General features: G+C 36.7%; 22 protein-coding genes. 8 read left to right on the top strand and 14 right to left on the bottom strand.

The window, feature by feature from the left end; translation table 11 throughout:
- Nucleotides 1-96: 96 nt before the first annotated feature.
- A complete protein-coding gene (locus JM84_RS08320; protein ID WP_144783701.1) occupies nt 97-1,737 on the top strand; it encodes an ABC-F family ATP-binding cassette domain-containing protein in 1,641 nt (546 codons plus the stop codon).
- Nucleotides 1,738-1,856: 119 nt separating this feature from the next.
- On the opposite strand, the gene JM84_RS08325 is transcribed toward JM84_RS08320, so the two are convergent.
- The 11 genes from JM84_RS08325 to JM84_RS08375 form a co-directional block, all read right to left on the bottom strand.
- Nucleotides 1,857-3,500 (bottom strand): serine hydrolase domain-containing protein, encoded by a 1,644-nt coding sequence (locus JM84_RS08325; protein ID WP_186439109.1) that lies wholly within the window; start codon nt 3,498-3,500, stop codon nt 1,857-1,859.
- Between the two features lie 82 nt (nt 3,501-3,582).
- Nucleotides 3,583-3,960 carry a VOC family protein gene (locus tag JM84_RS08330; protein ID WP_144783705.1) on the bottom strand — a complete coding sequence of 126 codons (378 nt, stop codon included), beginning with the start codon at nt 3,958-3,960 and terminating at the stop codon, nt 3,583-3,585.
- Between the two features lie 198 nt (nt 3,961-4,158).
- Nucleotides 4,159-4,539, bottom strand: a complete 381-nt coding sequence (locus JM84_RS08335) for a nuclear transport factor 2 family protein (protein WP_144783707.1) — start codon at nt 4,537-4,539, stop codon at nt 4,159-4,161.
- Nucleotides 4,540-4,549: 10 nt separating this feature from the next.
- On the bottom strand, nt 4,550-5,059 hold the full coding sequence (locus JM84_RS08340; RefSeq protein ID WP_144783709.1) for a VOC family protein: 510 nt from the start codon (nt 5,057-5,059) through the stop codon (nt 4,550-4,552).
- Nucleotides 5,059-6,492: an amidohydrolase gene (locus tag JM84_RS08345; RefSeq protein WP_144783711.1), complete on the bottom strand. Its 1,434-nt coding sequence runs from the start codon at nt 6,490-6,492 to the stop codon at nt 5,059-5,061. Before JM84_RS08345 ends, JM84_RS08340 begins: the two co-directional genes overlap by 1 nt.
- A 67-nt stretch (nt 6,493-6,559) precedes the next feature.
- Nucleotides 6,560-6,847, bottom strand: coding sequence for a hypothetical protein (locus JM84_RS08350; protein WP_222428942.1), 288 nt, complete (start codon nt 6,845-6,847; stop codon nt 6,560-6,562).
- Between the two features lie 143 nt (nt 6,848-6,990).
- Nucleotides 6,991-7,728: an SDR family oxidoreductase gene (locus JM84_RS08355; protein ID WP_144783713.1), complete on the bottom strand. Its 738-nt coding sequence runs from the start codon at nt 7,726-7,728 to the stop codon at nt 6,991-6,993.
- Nucleotides 7,721-8,122: a DoxX family protein gene (locus tag JM84_RS08360; protein ID WP_144783716.1), complete on the bottom strand. Its 402-nt coding sequence runs from the start codon at nt 8,120-8,122 to the stop codon at nt 7,721-7,723. The genes JM84_RS08355 and JM84_RS08360 overlap by 8 nt, the downstream gene beginning before the upstream one ends.
- 155 nt (nt 8,123-8,277) lie before the next feature.
- On the bottom strand, nt 8,278-9,588 hold the full coding sequence (locus tag JM84_RS08365) for a cryptochrome/photolyase family protein (protein WP_144785159.1): 1,311 nt from the start codon (nt 9,586-9,588) through the stop codon (nt 8,278-8,280).
- 110 nt (nt 9,589-9,698) lie between these two features.
- Nucleotides 9,699-10,397 (bottom strand): SDR family NAD(P)-dependent oxidoreductase, encoded by a 699-nt coding sequence (locus tag JM84_RS08370; RefSeq protein WP_144783718.1) that lies wholly within the window; start codon nt 10,395-10,397, stop codon nt 9,699-9,701.
- A gap of 28 nt (nt 10,398-10,425) precedes the next feature.
- Nucleotides 10,426-10,935 (bottom strand): SRPBCC family protein, encoded by a 510-nt coding sequence (locus JM84_RS08375; protein ID WP_144783720.1) that lies wholly within the window; start codon nt 10,933-10,935, stop codon nt 10,426-10,428.
- Nucleotides 10,936-11,259: 324 nt separating this feature from the next.
- Here JM84_RS08375 and JM84_RS08380 point away from each other — a divergent pair, with 324 nt between their 5' ends.
- Complete coding sequence (locus JM84_RS08380) at nt 11,260-12,105, top strand: DUF2911 domain-containing protein (protein ID WP_144783722.1); 846 nt, start codon at nt 11,260-11,262, stop codon at nt 12,103-12,105.
- Nucleotides 12,106-12,272: 167 nt separating this feature from the next.
- The gene (gene lpdA / locus JM84_RS08385) at nt 12,273-13,670 is read left to right on the top strand and encodes a dihydrolipoyl dehydrogenase (protein WP_144783724.1); all 1,398 of its coding nucleotides are present in this window, start codon (nt 12,273-12,275) and stop codon (nt 13,668-13,670) included.
- A gap of 110 nt (nt 13,671-13,780) precedes the next feature.
- On the opposite strand, the gene JM84_RS08390 is transcribed toward lpdA, so the two are convergent.
- Nucleotides 13,781-14,200, bottom strand: a complete 420-nt coding sequence (locus tag JM84_RS08390; protein ID WP_144783726.1) for a hypothetical protein — start codon at nt 14,198-14,200, stop codon at nt 13,781-13,783.
- A gap of 4 nt (nt 14,201-14,204) precedes the next feature.
- The gene (locus JM84_RS08395; protein WP_144783728.1) at nt 14,205-15,161 is read right to left on the bottom strand and encodes a hypothetical protein; all 957 of its coding nucleotides are present in this window, start codon (nt 15,159-15,161) and stop codon (nt 14,205-14,207) included.
- 211 nt (nt 15,162-15,372) lie between these two features.
- Here JM84_RS08395 and JM84_RS08400 point away from each other — a divergent pair, with 211 nt between their 5' ends.
- The 3 genes from JM84_RS08400 (at nt 15,373) to JM84_RS08410 (ending at nt 18,116) form a co-directional block, all read left to right on the top strand.
- Nucleotides 15,373-16,428: a COX15/CtaA family protein gene (locus JM84_RS08400; RefSeq protein WP_144783730.1), complete on the top strand. Its 1,056-nt coding sequence runs from the start codon at nt 15,373-15,375 to the stop codon at nt 16,426-16,428.
- A gap of 39 nt (nt 16,429-16,467) precedes the next feature.
- Nucleotides 16,468-16,989: an IS1096 element passenger TnpR family protein gene (locus JM84_RS08405; protein WP_144783732.1), complete on the top strand. Its 522-nt coding sequence runs from the start codon at nt 16,468-16,470 to the stop codon at nt 16,987-16,989.
- Nucleotides 16,990-17,060: 71 nt separating this feature from the next.
- Entirely contained in the window at nt 17,061-18,116 is a 1,056-nt protein-coding gene (locus JM84_RS08410) for a nucleoid-associated protein (protein WP_108878575.1), read from the top strand.
- 76 nt (nt 18,117-18,192) lie between these two features.
- On the opposite strand, the gene JM84_RS08415 is transcribed toward JM84_RS08410, so the two are convergent.
- Complete coding sequence (locus JM84_RS08415) at nt 18,193-19,263, bottom strand: hypothetical protein (RefSeq protein WP_013752453.1); 1,071 nt, start codon at nt 19,261-19,263, stop codon at nt 18,193-18,195.
- Nucleotides 19,264-19,357: 94 nt separating this feature from the next.
- Between JM84_RS08415 and JM84_RS08420 the strand changes: the two genes are divergently transcribed.
- Nucleotides 19,358-20,251, top strand: coding sequence for an ABC transporter ATP-binding protein (locus tag JM84_RS08420; RefSeq protein WP_013752452.1), 894 nt, complete (start codon nt 19,358-19,360; stop codon nt 20,249-20,251).
- An 8-nt stretch (nt 20,252-20,259) separates the two neighbouring features.
- Nucleotides 20,260-21,102 carry an ABC transporter permease gene (locus JM84_RS08425; protein ID WP_013752451.1) on the top strand — a complete coding sequence of 281 codons (843 nt, stop codon included), beginning with the start codon at nt 20,260-20,262 and terminating at the stop codon, nt 21,100-21,102.
- Nucleotides 21,103-21,271 lie beyond the last annotated feature (169 nt).

A 21,271-nucleotide genomic window follows, 5' to 3' on the forward strand; every position in this document is an offset into this window, starting at 1 on the left:
TTAGATTAATGTTTGAAAATTACGCTTTCGCGAAAGCGTACTAATCTTCACACAGCACCACTTAATATAGTATTTTTGCAATCTTAAATTTATATTATGATTGCAGTAGATAACCTTGCCGTTGAGTTTAGCGGAGACACACTTTTTGCAGATGTTTCTTTCTCTATTAATGAGAATGATAAAATTGCCCTCATGGGTAAAAACGGAGCTGGTAAGTCTACCATGATGAAAATTATCGCAGGAGCGCTAAAACCTACTCGCGGTAACGTGCGAACTCCTAAGGATGCAGTCATAGCATACTTACCACAGCATTTACTTACAGATGATGATTGTACGGTAATGGAGGAGGCTTCTAAGGCGTTTTCTACTGTTTTTACAATGAAGGAGGAGATGGCTCGTCTTAACAAGGAGCTTGAAACTCGTACAGATTATGAGTCTAAGGAATACATGGATATCATTACCAAGGTGACCGATCTTGGAGAGAAGTTCTATGCGATTGAGGAGGTAAATTATGAAGAGGAAGTTGAGAAAGCGTTAAAAGGACTTGGGTTTAAACGTGAGGATTTTACAAGACCTACGAGCGAATTTTCTGGAGGATGGCGCATGCGTATTGAGCTAGCCAAAATCTTACTACAAAAACCAGATCTTATCTTACTGGATGAGCCTACAAACCACGTAGATATTGAGTCTGTGATATGGTTAGAGGATTTCTTGTTGAATAAGGCAAAGGCAGTGGTTGTGATCTCTCACGATAAGGCGTTTATTGATAATATTACAAATCGTACGATAGAGGTGACGATGGGACGCATTTACGATTACAAAGCAAATTACTCGCACTATCTTGAGCTACGTGCAGATCGTCGTACGCATCAAATCAAAGCCTACCAAGAGCAGCAAAAGTTTATTGCAGATAACCAAGCCTTTATAGATCGTTTTAAAGGAACATATAGTAAAACAAATCAAGTCTCTTCTCGTGAGCGTATGCTAGAAAAGCTTACCATCATTGAGATTGATGAGGTAGATAACTCGGCACTAGCATTGAGATTTCCACCGGCGCCTAGGTCTGGAGATTTTCCTGTAAAAGTGAAAGATCTTACTAAGAAGTATGACAATCATACGGTCTTTAGTAGTGCAAATATGGATATCGCTCGAGGCGAAAAAGTGAGCTTTGTAGGTAGAAATGGCGAGGGAAAATCGACGATGATTAAAGCCATTCTTGGCGAAATCGAGGTAGAAGGTGCTTGCGAACTAGGACATAACGTAAAAGTGGGTTATTTCGCCCAAAATCAGGCTGCTTTATTAGATCCAGATCTTACCGTTTTCCAAACGGTAGATGAGGTTGCCAAAGGCGATATGCGCACGCAGATTAAAAATATATTAGGTCGCTTTATGTTTTCTGGAGATAATCTAGATAAAAAGGTAAGTGTACTTTCTGGAGGAGAAAAAACACGACTAGCAATGGTGAAGTTGCTTCTTGATCCAGTAAACTTATTAATACTGGATGAGCCTACAAACCACCTAGATATTAAGTCTAAAGATGTTTTAAAAGAAGCACTACAAACCTTTGATGGAACACTTATCCTTGTTTCTCACGATCGTGATTTTTTACAAGGACTATCTAAAAAGGTATTCGAATTTAAGGAGAAGCGAGTTATTGAACACTTTGAAAGCATAGACGATTTCTTAAAAAGAAACCGTATTGAAAATCTTAAGGAAATAGATTTAATGAAGTCTTAAGTCACTCTAGGTAACGAGCGACTTAAGACCTAAGTTTTAATACATCGTATTTAGGTTTGCAGATGTTTTTGGAATTAGAATATACTTTGCAATAACATTGTATCATTAGATAAATGATGCTAATGAGTTATGCGTCTAAAAACGATATTTCGAGCACGTTCATTTGCCGTTCCTTTAAAGCCATTTACTACGTTATCTTTTCTTGTGAATTCTAGAAAAAGACGCTCACAGTTGCCTCTATCACGAGACACCAATAATGAACTAGACTGTCCTGGAGAAAATTCTATAACAAGCTGACTATCTTTAATTAAAATAGTATAAGTTGTGTCTAGTTCTTCTGAATAATAATTACCCACGTAATCATTAAAATTTATTTCTCCAGAAGATTTTGCTAATCTTTTAAACGTTGAAGTCGTATTATCTTGTTTGATTTCTAGTTTTTGAAATTTTTCAAACTTATTTTCTAAAAAAGTAAAAGAAAGAGAATTATCTTCTGGAACTATATAGGTGTTACCTTCCTTAAATTTCAATAAATAATCTTGTTTATCCCATTTCTGAAAAACTTTTAGTGATTTGTTTTCAATGGTGATTTCCATTTCAATGCCTGGTTGTAACTCGTATGCACCTTTGAAAAATTCTAAATCTGTAATTTTAACCTCACTATCTTCAATTTGATTATTAGATTCGTTATTCTCTACTTTATCAATAAATAGATTTAGAATTTGATAAGTCTTCTGATATCTTTTAATGTCATCTCTATTTGCGAAAATTATAATAGATAGATGTAGTTCAGGTACTCTCAAATATTGAGTTTTAAAACCAGCTTTATCTCCTCCATGAGATATAGTTTTATAGCCTTTGTAACTTCTAGGAAATTGACCAAAACTGTAACCTGAACCTTTGCCATCATTGAGTTTACTCTCTGTTTGCATTTTATCAATAATTTCCTGATTTCCTTTTCCTAATTTATTGTCATAGAAATTTTGATCCCATAAATATATATCTTCTATTGTTGTATATATACCGCTTGGACCAACGATATCAGAGCGAATTATTTGATTTTCAAATTCACCATATTCATTATGATGGTAACTAAATACCCTGTTTTTTATCAATTTTGTATTGTCATTATAAAACACGGTATTAGACATGCCTAGTGGTTTAAAAATATAATGTTGACCAAATTCATCTATCGATTTACCACTTACTTTTTCTATTATTTTTACTAATAAGAAGTATCCGCTGTTGCTGTATGAGAATTCTTCTCCCGTGGGGAAGTTTAATTCTTTTTGAGATTTTATAAGTTTATACAGATCTGCAGGGTCAATATTGTCTAGGCTATTAATTCCTTTTAAATATAATAATACACCGCTATCTCTAAGACCACTTGTATGATGAATGAGGTGTGATAACGTTATAGGAGAAGCATATTTTGTAAAGTCAGGTAAATGTTTCTGAATTGGATCTTCTAGGTTTAATTTACCTTGCTCTTCTAGTAAGAGGATAGAAAAAGCTACAAACTGTTTTGTTATTGATGCTATGTTAAACACAGAATGTTCTGTTAATGGAATATTGTGCTCTAAATCTGCGCTACCATATCCATTTTTGTATATAAGTTTGCCGTCCTTAATTATCCCTAATGAAGCACCAGGATCGTCCGTATTTTCGTATTCTTTAAATAAAGAGTCTACTTTTGAAATTGAAAAATTTTGACTAAAAACAACAGTCGAAAATAAGATTAAGATAATTTTTAAAAACTTCATTAATTGTTTTTTAATATAAGTTGCTGAGTAAATATAAGCTTCAATGTTAAGGTATCTCCACACATTCCTTATACTTTTCATTTTAATTAAACTGTTTTCTATCATTTACTTCCACCCAATATTCATCGAGATCTTGAAAGTAGAGTTGGCGTACTTTATCTGGACGTGTTGAAATTTGGTTAGCACTTCCTGGCCAGTCGTAGTAGTTGAGGTTTTGTTTTTCTATGCTTTCGCAAAAGCTGTCAAAATCACCTACAGCAAGTGCAATATGTACACCTTTAGGTATTTTCTTATTAAGGCTATCTACTTCAATAATATGTAATTCTTGCGATGGTCCTAGTCTAAACCATCTTATATGTGGCTGCTCTGTACCGTCTTTTATTTCATTCAAACCAAAGACCTCTTGATAGAAAGTGATACTCTGATCTAAATCTGCAACATTTATGACATAATGATCTATAGCAACTTGAAATCCAGACGCTAAGTCTAAATTATTCGATGGCGTGTTAGTTTACTCTGCACAAGAGGATAAGTACAACGCAGTAACTTTGAAAGCATTGACGATTTCTTAAAAAGAAACCGAATAGAAAATCTTAAGGAAATAGATTTAATGAAGTCTTAAGTCACTCTAGGCTACGAGTGACTTAAGATCTAAGTTTTAATACATCGTATTAGGATTTGCAGATGTTTTTGGTATTCGCTGGATAGCATCCCAGTGTTCTACGATTTTTCCGTTGGTGTCAAATCTAAAAAAGTCCATCGTGATGTATTGATCATCGTCTGGCCATATTTGATGCGTATGTAAGGAAACAAGGTCACCTTCGGCAATGGCGCGTACAAAGTCAATTGACTTTTCTGGATACTCAGCCTGCATTCTTTCAAAGTAGGAAATGAATCCTTCGGTTCCATTTTCGACGTCGGGATTGTGCTGTATATATTCATCACCTACGTATAAAGAAACCGCCTCTCGCGGATTTCCCTCATATGCCATTTTGTAAAAAGCAATGGCATTTTCTTTCATAGTTTCGGTTTTAGACATGATGAGGTTTTTAGTGATTAAACTGCTTCCCATCATTTACTTCCACCCAATAACCATCTGGATCTTGGAAGTAGAGTTGGCGTACCTTATCAGGACGTGTTGAAATTTGGCTAGCACTTCCTGGCCAGTCATAGTAGTTGAGGTTTCTTTTTTCTATGCTTTCGCGAAAGCGGTCAAAATCACCTACAGCAAGGGCAATATGTACACCTTTAGGTATTTTCTTATCAAGGCTATCTACTTGAATGATATGTAATTCTTGCGATGATCCTAGTCTAAACCATCTTATATGTGGCTGCTCTGTGCCATCCTTAATTTCTTTCAAACCGAAAACCTCTTGATAAAAAACGACGCTTTGATCTAGATCTGCTACGTTAATCGCATAATGATCTATCGCAACTTGAAATCCAGATACTGAGTCTGGATTAGCGGGTGCTGTGCTTGTTTTTTCTGCACATGAGTAAAAGCATAACGCAGTAACTACAATAGCTACTGCGTTTATAGATAATTTGTTATTCATCATTATTTTCCTTGGTTTACTGGCGGCGGTCCTGCTGGTACAATTGCTTCGTACACGGCATCTCCTTTACGTTCTTTATATTCTGCTTTCACTTCGTTTACAAGCGTAGGATCTTCAAAAAGATCAAGCATCGTCATGCTCATTGCTTTACTGGCATATGTCATTCCTTTGTGACCAATAGACATCCCGCCACAAGCAACGACAGCCCACGAGTGCCATGGTGTATCCTTGGGAGCAGTGGTAACACCAAGGTTAATATTTGCAACATTCCAGCTCACATCTCCCACATCTGTACTACCGCCACCTGGATTTTCTCTAGTCGCTTCAAGTGGTTTGATAGCACTATCCATTCCTACTTGAGGCTTTCCAGTTACTTCTTGAATTTTTTTACCAAAGGCAATTTCTTCTGGCGTATAATTAATAGGTCCTAGAAGCTCAAGATTGTTTTGCATGACTGCTCCACCAGTTCTATTGACGAGTACTTCATAAATCCCAGAAATAAGAGACACTTTAAAATCCACATCTGCGAGGATGGCTGCGCCTTCTACCATTTCTTGTAAGCGTTCATACACGGGCATCATCCCTTTACGTTCAGTATCGCGCACGCGCATCCATAGACGCGAGTAATCTGGAACTACATTTACCACTTGACCACCATCTTGGATGTGGTAGTGCATGCGTACGGTAGGTTTTACGTGCTCACGATAATAGTTTACACCTGTTGTATAAAGTTCAAGCGCATCGGAGGCAGAGCGTCCATTCCATGGGTCTGCGCTTGCATGTGCTGCTTGACCAAAAAATTCTATTTTAAAATCTACAAGCGCGAGAGAGCTTTGTACATCTGCTTTCATTTCTGCTGCTGGATGCCAAGAAATATTTACATCTACATCATCCCAGAGACCTTCACGCACCATCCATATTTTCCCAAAGAACTTTTCTTCGGATGGTGTTCCCATGAACTTTACGGTTCCTTTGATTTTTCCAGCTTCTATTTGTTCTTTTATGGCAATGGCAGCACCTAAACTCGCTGCGCCAAACATATTGTGACCACAGCCATGACCAGGCTCGCCTTCGTTAAGCGGATTCTTTGTTGGCTCTGTTTTTTGAGAAAGTCCTGGTAGTGCATCAAACTCTCCCAAAACACTAATTACAGGGCTTCCAGATCCATACGTAGCAACAAAAGCCGTAGGCATTCCTGCAACGCCGCGATCTACTTTAAATCCATTTTTCTCGGCGTAACTGGCAAGAATTTCAGCCGACTGGGTTTCTTCAAAAGCAGTTTCGGCTATAGACCATATTTCATCGGAAATGCGGATGAGTTCTTTTTCATGTTTTTCAACAGAGGCAATTACTGCTTGTTTGTTTTTTGATAGTTTTTGAGCAGAGACGCTTAGCGTGATCATACTCAAAACGTAGAGGAGTGTCAATTTTTTCATTAAAGTCTAACATTTCGGTTGGTAGCTTCTAAGATACACAAAATCAAAACTCCAGAAAATGATATCGTTACGATAGGTTGCTGCTTATCACTCCATACCACAATACTGCAGCCCAGGCCCAGCATATAAGCGCATACATCACTCTGAGCACATGTAGAGAATGTATCTTACTATGCAGAAAGTGCCAAGCAAGTCCAGCCCAGATAAAGCCAAAAGACCAAAACATCCCAACACCTATAGTTGCTGGCCATACCCAATCACCAGTCCAGTCATTGAGGGTGGGATAGGAGGTTAATAAGAATGAAACAGGATAATAAAGTAACGCACCTAGAATTCCCATACTAAAGAGCCCCATAGGAAGTATTGCGATAAAGGCTATGATGGAGAATCTGGTAGTGTATGATCAGGACTTCCAGAAGGCGAGTATGGATGATAGCATGAATGATTGTTAGCTACTAATACATAAAAAGTACGCTTTCGCGAAAGCGAAAAGAAAAGCTATACGATACCACCATTTGTGTATAGCACTTGGCTAGAGACCCATTTTGAGTCATCGCTTACCATAAAGAGAACTGCTTTTGCGATATCTTCTGGTTGTGCCAGTCTGTTGAATGGGGATTTACTTTTAAGTTGCTCTATAAAGTCGGCAGATTTGCCTTCTAAAAACAAATCTGTTTCTGTAGGGCCAGGAGCTATGCAGTTTACAGAAATTCCGCGTCCTATTTCTTGACTCACCACTCGTGACATTTGTTCTACAGCAGCTTTGGTTGCTGAGTAAATAGCGTAGCTAGGCAACATCATTTTTGTAGTACTAGATGAAAAATTAAGTATAGTTCCGTTATCTGAAAGATCTTGGTATGCGCGTTGCATGGTGTTAAAAACACCTCTCACGTTTACATCAAATTGTGATGTAAAATCATCTTGTTCTATGTCTTGAAAAGGCTTGTTTTTCATGATTCCCGCACAATTAATAAGCACATCTACTTTGCCATAGTGAGTAATTGTTTTATCAAAAAGTATTGCTACTTCTTCTGGCTTACTTACGTCTGCTTTTATAGCAATTGCATCACCTCCGTTCTCTTTGATGGTTTCTAATGTTTTAGAAGCCTCCTTATCGCTTGATGCGTAGTTAATCACCACTTTTGCGCCATGTGCTGCAAGTAGTTTTGCTGTCGCGCTGCCTATTCCTTTTGATGATCCTGTGATGAGTATTACTTTATCTAGTGAGTTATTCATGATCAACGGTTTTAAGTGAGTAGGTATTTAAAAGTTGGTACACAGCAATTATAAGCAAAGCTATGGCAATATAAACAAGCATCATTTTAGGCTCGGGACGTATTAAATATTCTGTGAGTAGTCCACCTAGCATCGTTCCAGTTAGAAGTAAATAACCTAAAATGTGTGCAACTTCACTTTTTCTTGTAAGCGAGAGTATAAGGAGGATGGCTGTGATTAACTCTACAACTCCCGTGACGTATCGCGCGATGTTGTTAGGAATGCCTATGACCTCATTAAAATTAGAAAAACCTTTAACGCTTTGTTCAAGGCCTATCAGTTTTGGTAATGCAAAATAACCTATTGCCACAATGGTTATTATTGTTAGTAATTTTGCTATGGTTGTTGTTTTCATAATTATTTTTAAAACAAATCTCTAGTAAGTACGAGACGCGTCAAAAGTAATTATGTGTTCTTTGTGAAAATTTTGGCAGCGTTGTTAAACCTATTTTTTTTTGTAAGGTTTTTTGAAATTTGCTGTTTGTGTCGTTACGCTTTCGCGAAAGCGTACTAAGCCACCGCCTCCTTATACGTCTTTAAACAGCGCTCTCTAGCTTCTTTGTGATCTACCATTTTCTCTGGATACTTATCTGTATCATGCTCTGGAATCCACTTTGAGATGTATTCTTTTTGCTTGTCAAATTTATCAACCTGCGTCATAGGATTAAATATGCGGAAGTAAGGCGCTGCATCCACTCCAGAACCTGCTGCCCACTGCCAGTTTCCTACGTTTGAACTCATGTCGTAATCCAGTAGTTTTTCGGCAAAATAAGTTTCCCCCCATCTCCAGTCAATAAGTAAGTGCTTACATAAAAAGCTCGCCACCAGCATACGCACTCTGTTGTGCATGTATCCCGTAGTGTTGAGTTCGCGCATACCGGCATCTACTAGTAGATATCCCGTCTCGCCATTTTTCCACTTTTCAAATTCTTCTTCGTTATTACGCCAGTCTATACGGTCGTATTTTGATCTGAAGGCTTTATCCTTTGTATGTGGGAAGTGATACAGAATTTGCATAAAAAACTCCCTCCATATGAGTTCGCTCCAGAAAATCTCATTGGTTTCTGCGATGGCTTTTTTCATCATTTTACGTACACTTACCGTCCCAAAACGCAAATGCGGACCTAAATGTGAGGTGCCATCTTGTGCGGGGAAGTTACGAGTGTCTTCATAATTCTGGATAAGAGTAGGAGTGACGTCATACTCAGGAACCTCAATAGAAGATTTTTTAAACCCCATGTCTGATAAGCTCAGATTAGGCAGTCGACTGTGTTCTATAAGATTGTTGAGATGCTGGGAAGTGTAGTGTATGGTAAGATCTTTATCTGCATCAAAGCGTTCTTTCCACTTATTCTTAAACGGTGTGTAGACTACGTATGGATCACCATCGCCTTTAACCACCTCGTCTTTTTCAAAAATCACTTGATCTTTGAAGGTTTTGAATTCAATATCATTTTCTTCTAGCAATGATGTAATCGCCTCATCTCTCTCCTTTGCATACGGTTCATAATCACGATTTGTAAAAACCGTAGCAATCTCATAATCTTTACTGAGCTGTGTAAATACCTCTTCTGGCGTATCGTAATACATGGCTAGCGAACTATCATGCTCATCCTGCAAGGTGCTGCGCATTTTTTGTAGCGTTTCAAAAATGAACGTCACGCGGGCATCATCTTTTGGTAATTTGTCAAGAATTTCTTTGTCAAATATGAAGATAGGAAGCACGGGTAAGTCACCTTTTAGTGCTTCAAGAAATCCTACGTTATCATCTAATCGTAAATCACGACGAAACCAAAAAATATTTACTTTATTACTGCTCATAGTTGTTGCATAAGAAAGCTCAAAGATACTAATCGCATCTTTGAGCCTTGTGATAATGAGTTCCACGCTTTTGCGAAAGCGTACCACCCATAATTATTAAATGTAGGGATTTAATTTACGTTAAGCGTACTCATTCCTCCGTCTACACCAATCACTTGTCCGGTGATCCAAGAGCTCTCATCGCCTAATAAAAAGGCTGCAATGTTTGCAATGTCTTGGCTAGTACCTACGCGTTTAAGCGGGTGACGAGCGTCCATCATTTCTTTTTTCTTGTCATTGCTCAATAATCTTTTGGCAAGAGGAGTATCTGTAAGCGATGGAGCAATCACGTTTACTCTAAGCTTAGGAGCATACTCGGCTGCTAGTGCTTTTGCAAAACCTTCGATAGCGCCTTTTGCCGCAGCTACACTCGTGTGGAAAGGCATACCTACCTTAACTGCTACGGTACTGAAGAATACTAAACTCGCTTGCTCCGATTTTTTTAAGTGCTCCATAATCTGGTGCACTACTTTAATCATGCTCAAAAAGTTGAGTTCCATGTCGTCTCTAAAGGTATCTACGCTTAGCATTTTAAAAGGCTTAAGGTTGATAGTTCCAGGGCAGAATACAAAACCATCGATATGATCTGGCAGCTGGCTCAAATCTAGTTCGTCTTTTTCTGTGTCATACTCGATGTAATTTACATCAAGATTTCCAAGATTTTCATTAGTACGCGATGCTACGTATACAGTGTGGTCATGATGTAGTTTGCTGGCTATTTCAAAACCAATTCCGTGACTTCCTCCTATTAAAAGTATGTTTTTGCCCATAATGTTCTTTGTTATTGTGGTGATGCAGTTATGCGATTATATCTTGTTTTAAAGTTGTGGTAGTATCTGTAGGAGCTTTGTACACTCCAAATTTTTCTTCAAGCGCTTTCTTTCTATATTCAAAAATCTCATCAAGCTTAGGTTGTACTAGATAGGGATGTGCTAGTCTACCTAAGAATCCTGCGGGTACCGCATAATCTACAATATCTTCCATCTCTACACCACCCGGTATTGCTTTAATAAAGTGTTTGTGGTGCCATAATGTATATGGACCATATTTTTGCTCATCTACAAAGTACTCTCCTTCCTTTACACTTATAATTTCTGTCACCCATTTCATTTTAATGTTAGAAATAGGAGTCACCGTATATTGTATAAGCTGTCCTGCATACACAGGTCTATCTGCACCAGATAAGATATTAAAGTTCATATACGATGGTGTGATGGTACCTAGGTTACGAGCGTTTGATAAGAAATTCCAAGCTTCCTCCACCGTGATGGGAACATTTTGCTTGGTATGTATTTGATAGATTTTCATAGTCGCTTTATTGAGAGTTTAAAAATACAATCAAAATGTTTAATTACAAGTACCAAAAGGTTAAACAAAAATTAAATTAAAATAATATATCATTTTGACGCATTACTATATGAGTACCTTATTTAAAGAGTAAAGCAGACAGAAGCATCAAGAGTAGCGGCACACACTAAATACATATTATGGAAAGAAACGGTTTTAAGCCATTTAAGAGAATGCGCTGATATTAAGATTTTGTTAACACTTACCCCTTTAGAACGCCTTATTTTTGTGAGAGACTTTTTCGCGAAAGCGTAAAAAATCACATTAACTAAAAAAACAACAACAATGAAAAAATTACTTTTTGTAGCTTTCTTAGGTCTTATGACTGCGGGCGTTACTGCACAAATTGACACACCAGCACCTAGCCCAGCGGCCAAAGTGATGCAAGTAGTAGGTCTTACAGATGTTACATTAGAATACTCACGCCCAGCAATGAAAGGACGTACCATCATGGGAGATCTAGTGCCTTATGGTGCAATGTGGCGTACGGGAGCAAATGCAAATACTACGGTAAGCTTTTCTACTCCAGTAACCGTAGGAGGGAAGGAACTTAGAGCAGGTTCTTATGCTGTATTTACTAAGCCTACGCAAGATGCATGGGAAGTATATTTTTACAATGATACAAGCAACTGGGGAACTCCAGCAACTTGGGATGATAGTAAAGTAGCAGCTACGTTTACAGCAAAAGTACAAATGAGTAACATGGTTGCAGAGTCATTTACTATGGGTATCAACCACATTACTAACGAGGGTGCACACTTAACAATGCAGTGGGATAAAACGTTTGTTGCAGTACCTTTTAATGTACCGGCAAACGAGACAGTAATGGCTCAGATTGATAAAATCATGGCTGGACCAGGAGTAAATGATTACTATGCTGCTGCAGTATATCTTTCAAGCACTGGTCAATCTCTAGAAAAGGCAAATACGTACATGGAGAAAGCAATGTCTATGACTAAGGAGCCAAAATTCTGGCAACTACGCCAGCAGTCTTTATTACTTGCAAAAGTAGGTAACAAGAAAGCTGCTATCAAGGCTGCACAAGCATCTCTAGAAGGAGCAAAGGAAGCAAAGAATCAAGATTATGTAAAAATGAACATGGACTCTCTTAAAGAATGGGGAGCAATGTAAGTAGTACTTTTTCGCTTTCGCGAAAACAGGAAAGCCCTCACTAGAGGGCTTTTTTTATGGAAAATTAATACTTGTCGTTATGATGAGTTTATACAAAAAAAGGAGTCTTGTTTATGTTTTAACTACTGCTCATATTTGTATCTTTGAATAACTTTTAAAAATAAATTATGAGTTCATACGATGTAGCCATTATAGGCTCTGGTCCTGGAGGATATGTTGCAGCAATACGCTGTGCACAACTAGGAATGAAAACTGCAATTATAGAAAAATATAGTACACTAGGAGGAACTTGCTTAAACGTAGGTTGTATTCCTTCTAAGGCACTTTTAGACTCTTCTCACCACTACGAAGACGCCATAAAACATTTTGAAGATCACGGAATAGATGTAGGTGAAGTAAGCCTTAATCTTGAGAAAATGATCTCGCGTAAGCAAGGTGTTGTAGATACTACTACAAAGGGTATCGAGTTCTTGATGGGTAAAAATAACATAGACGTTTATCAAGGTGTAGGATCTTTTAAAGATGCTACGCACATCAATATTGCTGGTGAAAAGAACGAAACTATTGAGGCAAAAAATACCATTATTGCCACAGGTTCTAAGCCTAGTACATTACCTTTTATCACACTAGATAAAGAGCGTATCATTACATCTACAGAGGCATTAAAACTTCCAGAAGTACCTAAGCACTTAGTTGTGATAGGTGGAGGAGTAATAGGTCTTGAGCTTGGACAAGTATACAAGCGTCTAGGCGCAGAGGTAACCGTAGTAGAGTATATGGATCGCATCATCCCTACTATGGATGGCGCGCAAAGTAAAGAATTACTTAAAGTCTTCAAGAAGCAAAAAATGAAATTTGCTCTTTCTCATGGTGTTACTGCTGTAGAGAGAAATGGAGATGAGGTAACTGTAAAAGCGACAGATAAGAAAGGTCAAGAAGTTGAGTTTAAAGCAGACTACGTGCTTGTAGCTGTAGGACGTCATGCTTATACAGATGGTCTTAATCTTGATGCTGTAGGTATCAAGACAGATGAGAGAGGAAAAGTTGAGGTAAACGAGCACTTGCAAACTAATGTATCAAACATTTATGCAATAGGTGATGTGATTAAAGGAGCAATGCTTGCTCACAAAGCTGAGGAAGAAGGAACACTCGTTGCCGAAATCATGGCAGGTCAAAAACCTCATATTGATTATAACTTAATTCCAGGTGTTGTATACACATGGCCAGAAGTTGCCTCTGTAGGTAAAACTGAGGAGCAGCTTAAAGAAGCTGGAGTAGCCTACAAGTCTGGACAGTTCCCTATGCGTGCATTAGGACGTAGCCGTGCGAGTGGTGATACCGACGGATTTGTAAAAATCCTTGCAGATAAAACTACAGATGAGGTACTAGGAGTACACATGGTAGGAGCTCGTGTAGCAGACTTAATTGCTGAAGGTGTAACCGCAATGGAATTCCGTGCAAGTGCAGAAGATATTGCACGCATGAGCCACGCACACCCTACGTATGCAGAAGCTGTAAAAGAAGCAGCACTAGCTGCTACGGAAGACAGAGCATTACACGTGTAATCACAGTAACATATTATAGAGTACTAAAAAACCTGCTAGTTGATAGCAGGTTTTTTTTGGTTTGTGGTTATTACGCTTTCGTAAGAGGATATACTGATGTAATTGTTTTTTTAAATCTGAATTTCGTTTAAATAATTTTTAATTGTTTTTATTAATAGATAAACAATATGGATTATTAATATTATAGCTAATACGAAAATAATTATCGAGGCGTAAAATTTAAAACTTAATTCATCGCTTAAATATTTCACAATAATACTTGAAGTATAGATTAATAATGAAAAAAATATACTGCAAATTAAATGTAAGTTTGTTTGTCTTAAATTAGAAATATATTTAATAGCATTGGATTTCCTTTGACCTAAAATAGGATTAACTTCTCCTCCCTTGATTCTATCATTAAATTCTTTTAAGTTTTCACGTTTATTGATTATGAAAGAATATAAAACAGTGAATAATGTTGCTGTAAAACCAAAGACAACCAATGAAATATTAGCAATGTCGCTCAAAATGTCATTAATAATTTCCATAAGATTAATTCTCACTTAAATATTCCTCAATAATTGGCGATAATTTTTCAAGAATAAATTTTGTTTCAAAAAGTGAATCAGTTTCTGACTCATTTACAACTATTTCTGAGTTAAATATTTCCTCTACAGTATTTTGTATCTTTTCTTTTGCTTCTAAAAACTGATTGGTAAGTTTAATTTCTTTTTTATTAATGAAAAACGAAATGATTCTTTTCTGGTAATTATTCTCATATATATCGTCTGATATTAATTCTTCAATATTAGCTGACGGTACATTCTCAAATTTTTCTACTTTTATTTTTTTTAAATTAGATTTAACCAAATATTGTTTTAGACTATTTTCAACTTCGTTAGCATCATTTGACTGAGAATAAAATTGCATTTTCAATTCACTAATAATTCTTCTGTCTTCAAGCATTTTTAAAACCCTATCAAGTTTTAAATTACAAAATTTAATTTGAAAAACCTTTTCTAAGACTGTTTTACAAACACCTACCAGTTCACGATTTTCTTTAGTTGGATCTTCATAAAGTAAAATTTTCCACTGATACTGATATTCTTCTTTGTTTAGCCCAATTATTCTAGGGTATAAAAGCATAAAATGTGTGTCGCTACCTAACTTATCATTTTTGTTCAGCTTAATTTTTTCCTCTCTCTCAACAAATCCATCTATTAAGTTCGTATTGTAAGCTGAAATTTTTAGTAGCCTTATAGGTACATCTCCTATTTTTCCTTCAATCTTCTCAATATTCTCTATTTCAATTTCTTTGATTTTATTTCTTCTTTTTCTAGATAACTTTGGTTTTGTTTGTGAGTACTTGTCGAGTTTCAAATCAACATATTTTACCATATGTTCATATGTATGTCCTCCAAACAGTCCTTTTTTATTATCTAACAGTTCTGAAGAATATACTGGCACTTTAATTTTATAATACTTTTCCTTTACTTTTGACTTTTCCATTTTGATTGATGTGAAATTATCGTACTTATTTGCTTTTTAATTGATTACCTAAATATACACACAACAAGGCATCAAAAAGTCTTTCACTTTCAACGTTATCAACACCTTATGCACTAAGGGTGACTGTCCCCAATTTTCAAGTATTTTGAACGCCAAACGAGATTTAAAATAAGGTCGTTTTGTATTTTTGCACCTCTTAAAAAGAGCATTTATGTGGTACAGACGCCTTCTTAAAATATCCATTATATTTTTATACTTAATTATCATTGCTGGAGCAGTGGTACGTATGACGGGAAGTGGTATGGGGTGTCCAGACTGGCCGCAATGTTTTGGATATTTAGTACCACCTACAGAGGAAAGTGAGCTGCGATGGGAGCCTAACCATCTATATGAAGATGGACAAGTAATCATACTAGAGGAATCATTGCGTATTGCTCCTACAGATTTTACTTCTGGAGATTCTTATAACGAAGCAAACTGGGATACCTATGATAAACATGATTACGCTAGTTTTAATGTGTGGCATACGTGGATAGAGTATATAAACAGACTCGTTACTGCACTTGCAGGAATCCCTATGTTACTCATGGTTATCCTAGCTTTCTGGTACTGGAAGGGTAATAAATGGCTCATTTTTGCCACGTTTATGGTGTTGCCACTCATGCTTTTTCAAGCATGGCTTGGTAAGCAAGTTGTGGACTCAAATTTACTTCCTGTGAAGATTACCATTCACATGATAGCGGCGTTATTTATTGTTGCTCTATTACTATTCTTATGGTGGAAATCTCAGATAAAGGAAGGTATGCAGGATACGCTTTCTCGAAAGCGTACCTATGACCCACGTTTTAAAAACTTAATAATTATTGCTAGTCTATTAACACTTATCCAAATAGCACTAGGAACCCAAGTGCGTCAATATGTAGACGAGCGCGTTGCTGAAGTAGGCTATGAAGCAAAAGAATTATGGCTTAACCCTGCGACCATATGGTTTTATGTGCATAGATCTTTTTCTATACTTGTCACGCTCCTCAATCTTTATATTTTCTGGCGTAACAGAAGTTTAGTCTTAGGTCATACTAAGTTGCTCAACTGGGTGCTTATTTTTATAGGGCTGGAGGTAGTAACTGGGATTGCTATGTATTATATAGATTTCCCATTTGGCACACAACCTTTACACTTAGTGATATCGTCATTATTATTTGGCGCACAATTCTACGTATTGTTAGAAAGTTTCCCAAAAAGGGTAGCAGTCTCTCCCATGAGATAACACAAAACCAAGTATCTTTACCATCTTAAAATTTTTACAATGATTTACCGTTTTAGAGCAATTCTAGACACAGAAGAAGACGTTTTTCGCGATCTTGAAATTGAAGCAACAGATACTTTAGAAGATTTACATAATGCTATAAATCAGTCTTTTGGATTTGATGGAGCAGAGGTTGCCGCTTTTTACTTAAGTGATGAAACCTGGATGCAAGGAGAGGAGTTTGCACAATTTGATATGGGAGAAGGTGAGAGCCAGCTACGTATTATGAATGAGACTTCGCTAGATGGTCTTTTAGGAGAACACCAGACGCGTCTTATCTATGTGTATGACTTTTTAAATATGTGGCGTTTTCTAGTAGAACTAGCCGAAATTACAGAACCAGAAGATGGCATGACGTATCCTAACTTGATGTATGTGCAAGGGCAAGTGCCAGATCAAGCACCAGAGTTTGAAATGGAAGATCAGGAGCTAGGAGCAGAGGACGACGATGAAGATGAGTTTAATGATGACTATAACATTGACGATTTTGACGATCTTAGTTTTGATGAAAACTGGAACTAGTTTGCTTTAAATTTTACGTAGTACCTTGAGCATGCTATTGCAAGCTCATAATTAACAACCTATACCTACAAATGATAAACTTATACAGTGCCCAGATAGAATCACTTTCCATTCACCGTATTGGGAATAAAGGTAAAGCAGAAGGGCTTTTTGTATCTCAAGATCCATATCCATTAAGTGACGAACTTACACCACTTATTAAGGAGTTTTTCTTTAAGCCTTTTCGTGAGAAAGAGGAGAATTATTATAAATTCTTCCATGAGCAAGATATAGAGTTTAACACGCTTTTTAGTCTAGCAAAGAAAATCTTTGATAACCCAAGTGGTACACACTTACTTTCTGAAGATATCGCAAAGCATTTATATGCACAAAGTGATCACCCGCATATCAAGCCAGGAGAGTTATACATCGTACACTTAGATGGTGTGCAGATTGATAATATTAAAACAGATGCAATAGGAATCTTTAAGAGCGAACTTAAACAGGATTTCTTACAGTTTCGCGAAAGCGGGACAAACCTACAGATGATTCTTGAGCAAGGGATTAATCTTAATAAACTAGACAAAGGGTGTTTGATTTTTAACCATAAAGAAGAAGAAGGTTATAAAGTGCTCTCTATAGATTCTAACCGCTATGATACGAAGTACTGGCTAGAAAATTTTCTAGGCGTAGAGATTTTTGAAGACGAGACTTTCTACACTAAAAAGTACTTGAAGTTCTGTCAAGACTTTGCAAAAGACGTGGTATTACCTGCAGAGGATAAGAAGGAGGAAGTCCTTTTTATGAACCGTGCGGTAAATCATTTTGCAAAGAATGATACGTTTGACGAGTCTGCTTTTATGAATGAGGTGATCGAAAATCCAGATTTAATACCTGAGTTTAGAAACTATAAAACAGAGCAATCTCCAAAATATAAAATAGAGGATCTTACCGATTTTTCTATAAGCAACAAAGCAGTAACAGCACAGCGTAAGAAGATCAAGAGTGTTATTAATCTTGATACTAATATCCAGATAAAACTAGATTTTATCAATGGAGAAAGCGCAGAGAAGTTTGTTGAAAAAGGATGGGATGAAGAAAAACAGATGTACTATTACTTAGTGTACTTTAATAAAGAACAGAAATAGTAATAACCAGTTCTGATATAAAAAAAAGCGTAGCACACAGTGCTACGCTTTTTTTATACTACTATTTTATGAAGCGTTATATATCTTTTATTAGCCTCTTTAAACTGATGTCTTCATAGTTACGTTTTACAAATTCTAGTGCGGCTCGCAACACTGCACCCATATTTGCCGCACGTCTAAATTTCATATCGTTTGTAAAGTCATAAATATCTGCTCGTAATTGTTTAACATTTTCACGAGGAGAGATATTATCGGTGGCCATTACACGAAGTAAGCGTGTAAGGCGCTTTTTTCCATTAATTATTCTTCTTGCAAGAAGTGCTCTCTCTTCATTGCGATATTGTTCTATTGAGCGGTTATCTAGGCGTTTTGCAACTAGCCGCACAAGCTTTATATTTTCTTTAAAAATTGCTGGTTGGTATACTTTAAAGTTACCTTCGTAACACTGCTGGTCAAAATCTATTGCGCGTATTTTGTAACGAACTGTATCAAAATCGTGTGTTGGCACAATTACAAAATTATAAGCTCTCATATCACCTAACAGTGTGATCATGCAGCGTTCATTGAACTTTACAAACTCTTTTGCGATTTGAGTCAGACCTAGATCATCACAGGTTTCCATGTGATCTTTGATAAAATCATCACCAGGAATACCAGATATGTGTTCTTCTATAAGTGTATTTTCAAAAACTAGAAAACTAATTCGGTTAGGAGATAATATATGCTCGAGTTCTAATCCATACACTCTACTTGCATCTGCTTGCTTTACATAAAAATAGACGTAATTATTGTTATATATATTAAGCACCTTAATGCGGAATGGTTTTGAGTTTCCAAAAGTGCAAAAGTCGATACCGCCTATTTTTAAATAATCAAAAATATTTTCATTACCATCAGAGTGCAGCTGGGTATAAATACGTTTGAGGTTATATTCTATTTCATCTTGCTCAAATTCTGGATAGTAAACTCGCATCCATAAGGTGTCATTATCATCATTGTCATACACGCTAACACCGCCAGAAAATCTAAGTAAGTCTTCATAAGATATTGTCACCTCAGAAGTTCTTGCGTATGTTTTGAGGTATGAAAGAAGCTTCTCATTTACAGGAAATGAGGGTTTCTTTTTAGACATCAGTTTACTTTCCATTGGGGTGTATTTTATGTAAAGATACTAAAGGCTTGTAACAAATAGTAGAGACAAACGTCTTGTAAACACTAGCAATCAAAAAACAACCGAGATATTGGAAACTATATTAACGATTAACAATCTTACGAAGCATTACGGCCATGTGAAGGCCGTAAATGATCTCTCGTTTACGATAGAAAAAGGAAATGTGTACGGAATTCTAGGACCTAATGGTAGTGGTAAATCTACCACCTTAGGGATGGTGCTCAATGTAGTGAATCCTACCGCAGGAACCTTCCACTGGTTTGACGGGACAGATACTACACACAATGCTTTAAAGAAAGTAGGAGCAATTATAGAGCGGCCTAATTTTTACCCTTATATGACAGCGGCACAAAATCTTGCTCTAGTTTGTAAGATTAAGGATGTCTCACCAGATAAGATACAAGAAAAGCTTACTATCGTAGGTCTACTAGATCGCATGCACAGCAAGTTTAGCACGTATTCTTTAGGTATGAAACAGCGTCTTGCAATAGCCTCTGCATTGCTTAATGATCCAGAGATTTTAATTCTTGACGAACCTACCAATGGTTTAGATCCTCAGGGAATACACCAGATAAGAGAGATTATAAAAAACATTGCAGCAGGGGGAACTACCATTCTCTTAGCTTCTCACTTACTAGACGAGGTAGAAAAAGTATGTACGCATGTCGTGATCTTACGTAAAGGAGTAAAACTATATGCTGGACGTGTAGATGCCATGAATGCAAGTCACGGATTTTTTGAGCTACGTTCAGATAATCTTGCATTATTAAAAACGTATTTAGAGAGTCATTCAGACTTTGGAGAAGTAAGTATAAAAGATGATCTTCTCACGGGATTTTTAACAAATCCGCTTGACGCGAAAACGTTAAATACCCAACTACACCAGCAAGGTATTGTACTTACGCACTTAGTGAAGCGTAAAGAAAGCCTTGAAGAGCAATTCCTTGAATTAACTAAAAACTAACCAACCAGATGTTACGACTACTTACCATAGAATATCATAAACTCAAGCACAGTAAAACGTCTCGGGTACTCATAATTGGCTATTTCATTTTACTTTCTGCAATTGCATTGCTTGCCTCTATAAAATTTAATCTTTTTGGAGCCGAATTCCGCTTGGCAGATCAGGGTATATTTAATTTCCCTTACATCTGGCACTTTAACACCTATGTTGCGGCTATACTTAAATTTTTTCTTGCCGTAGTGATTGTCTCCATGACGGCAAATGAATATAGCAACAGAACACTCAAGCAAAACCTTATAGATGGATTAAGCAAGAAAGAGTTTATACTTTCTAAGTTTCTTACGGTCGTTGTATTTTCGGCAGTGTCTACCATATTTGTAGCAGTATTGAGTTTGATTTTAGGCTTTGCTTTTTCAGATTTTACAGAGGCATCTATCGTTTTTTCTGACATGGAGTACTTGTTAGCCTTTTTTATCAAATTAGTCGCATTCTTTTCATTCTGTCTCTTTTTAGGAATATTAATAAAGCGTTCGGCTTTTGCATTAGGATTTTTATTGATGTGGTATTTCTTTGAAGGCGTAGTACAATTAGTGTGCTTGTTCTTTCAAGAGAAGTATGACATGGAAGGCTTGCGCAGTAATGTAACACAGTTTTTGCCGCTTGAGTCTATGAGTAATCTTATTGAACAACCTATTACAAGATTAAACGTAGTACAGTCTGCAGCAAATCAGATTCAGGCAGATGTGCTTTCAGATTACACGGTATATTTCCACGAGATTGCCATTGTATCTCTATGGATATTCATATTTATTTATGCGAGTCTTGCCTTGCTTAAGAAGAGGGATTTATAAGATCTCGCTTTCGCGAAAGCGTATATACACCAAAGCGCTCACATCATCGTGAGTGCTTTTTTTATGTGTTATAGTTTCATTATTGAGACTTAGTATAGTTCTGAAAATTCTATCCCAAAAGAAGATTGCTGATTATTATTGCGTGACCAAATTCTAAAAAGAGGCAATA

Origin of the sequence: Dokdonia sp. Hel_I_63 (assembly GCF_007827285.1) — a bacterium.
Lineage (GTDB): Bacteria > Bacteroidota > Bacteroidia > Flavobacteriales > Flavobacteriaceae > Dokdonia.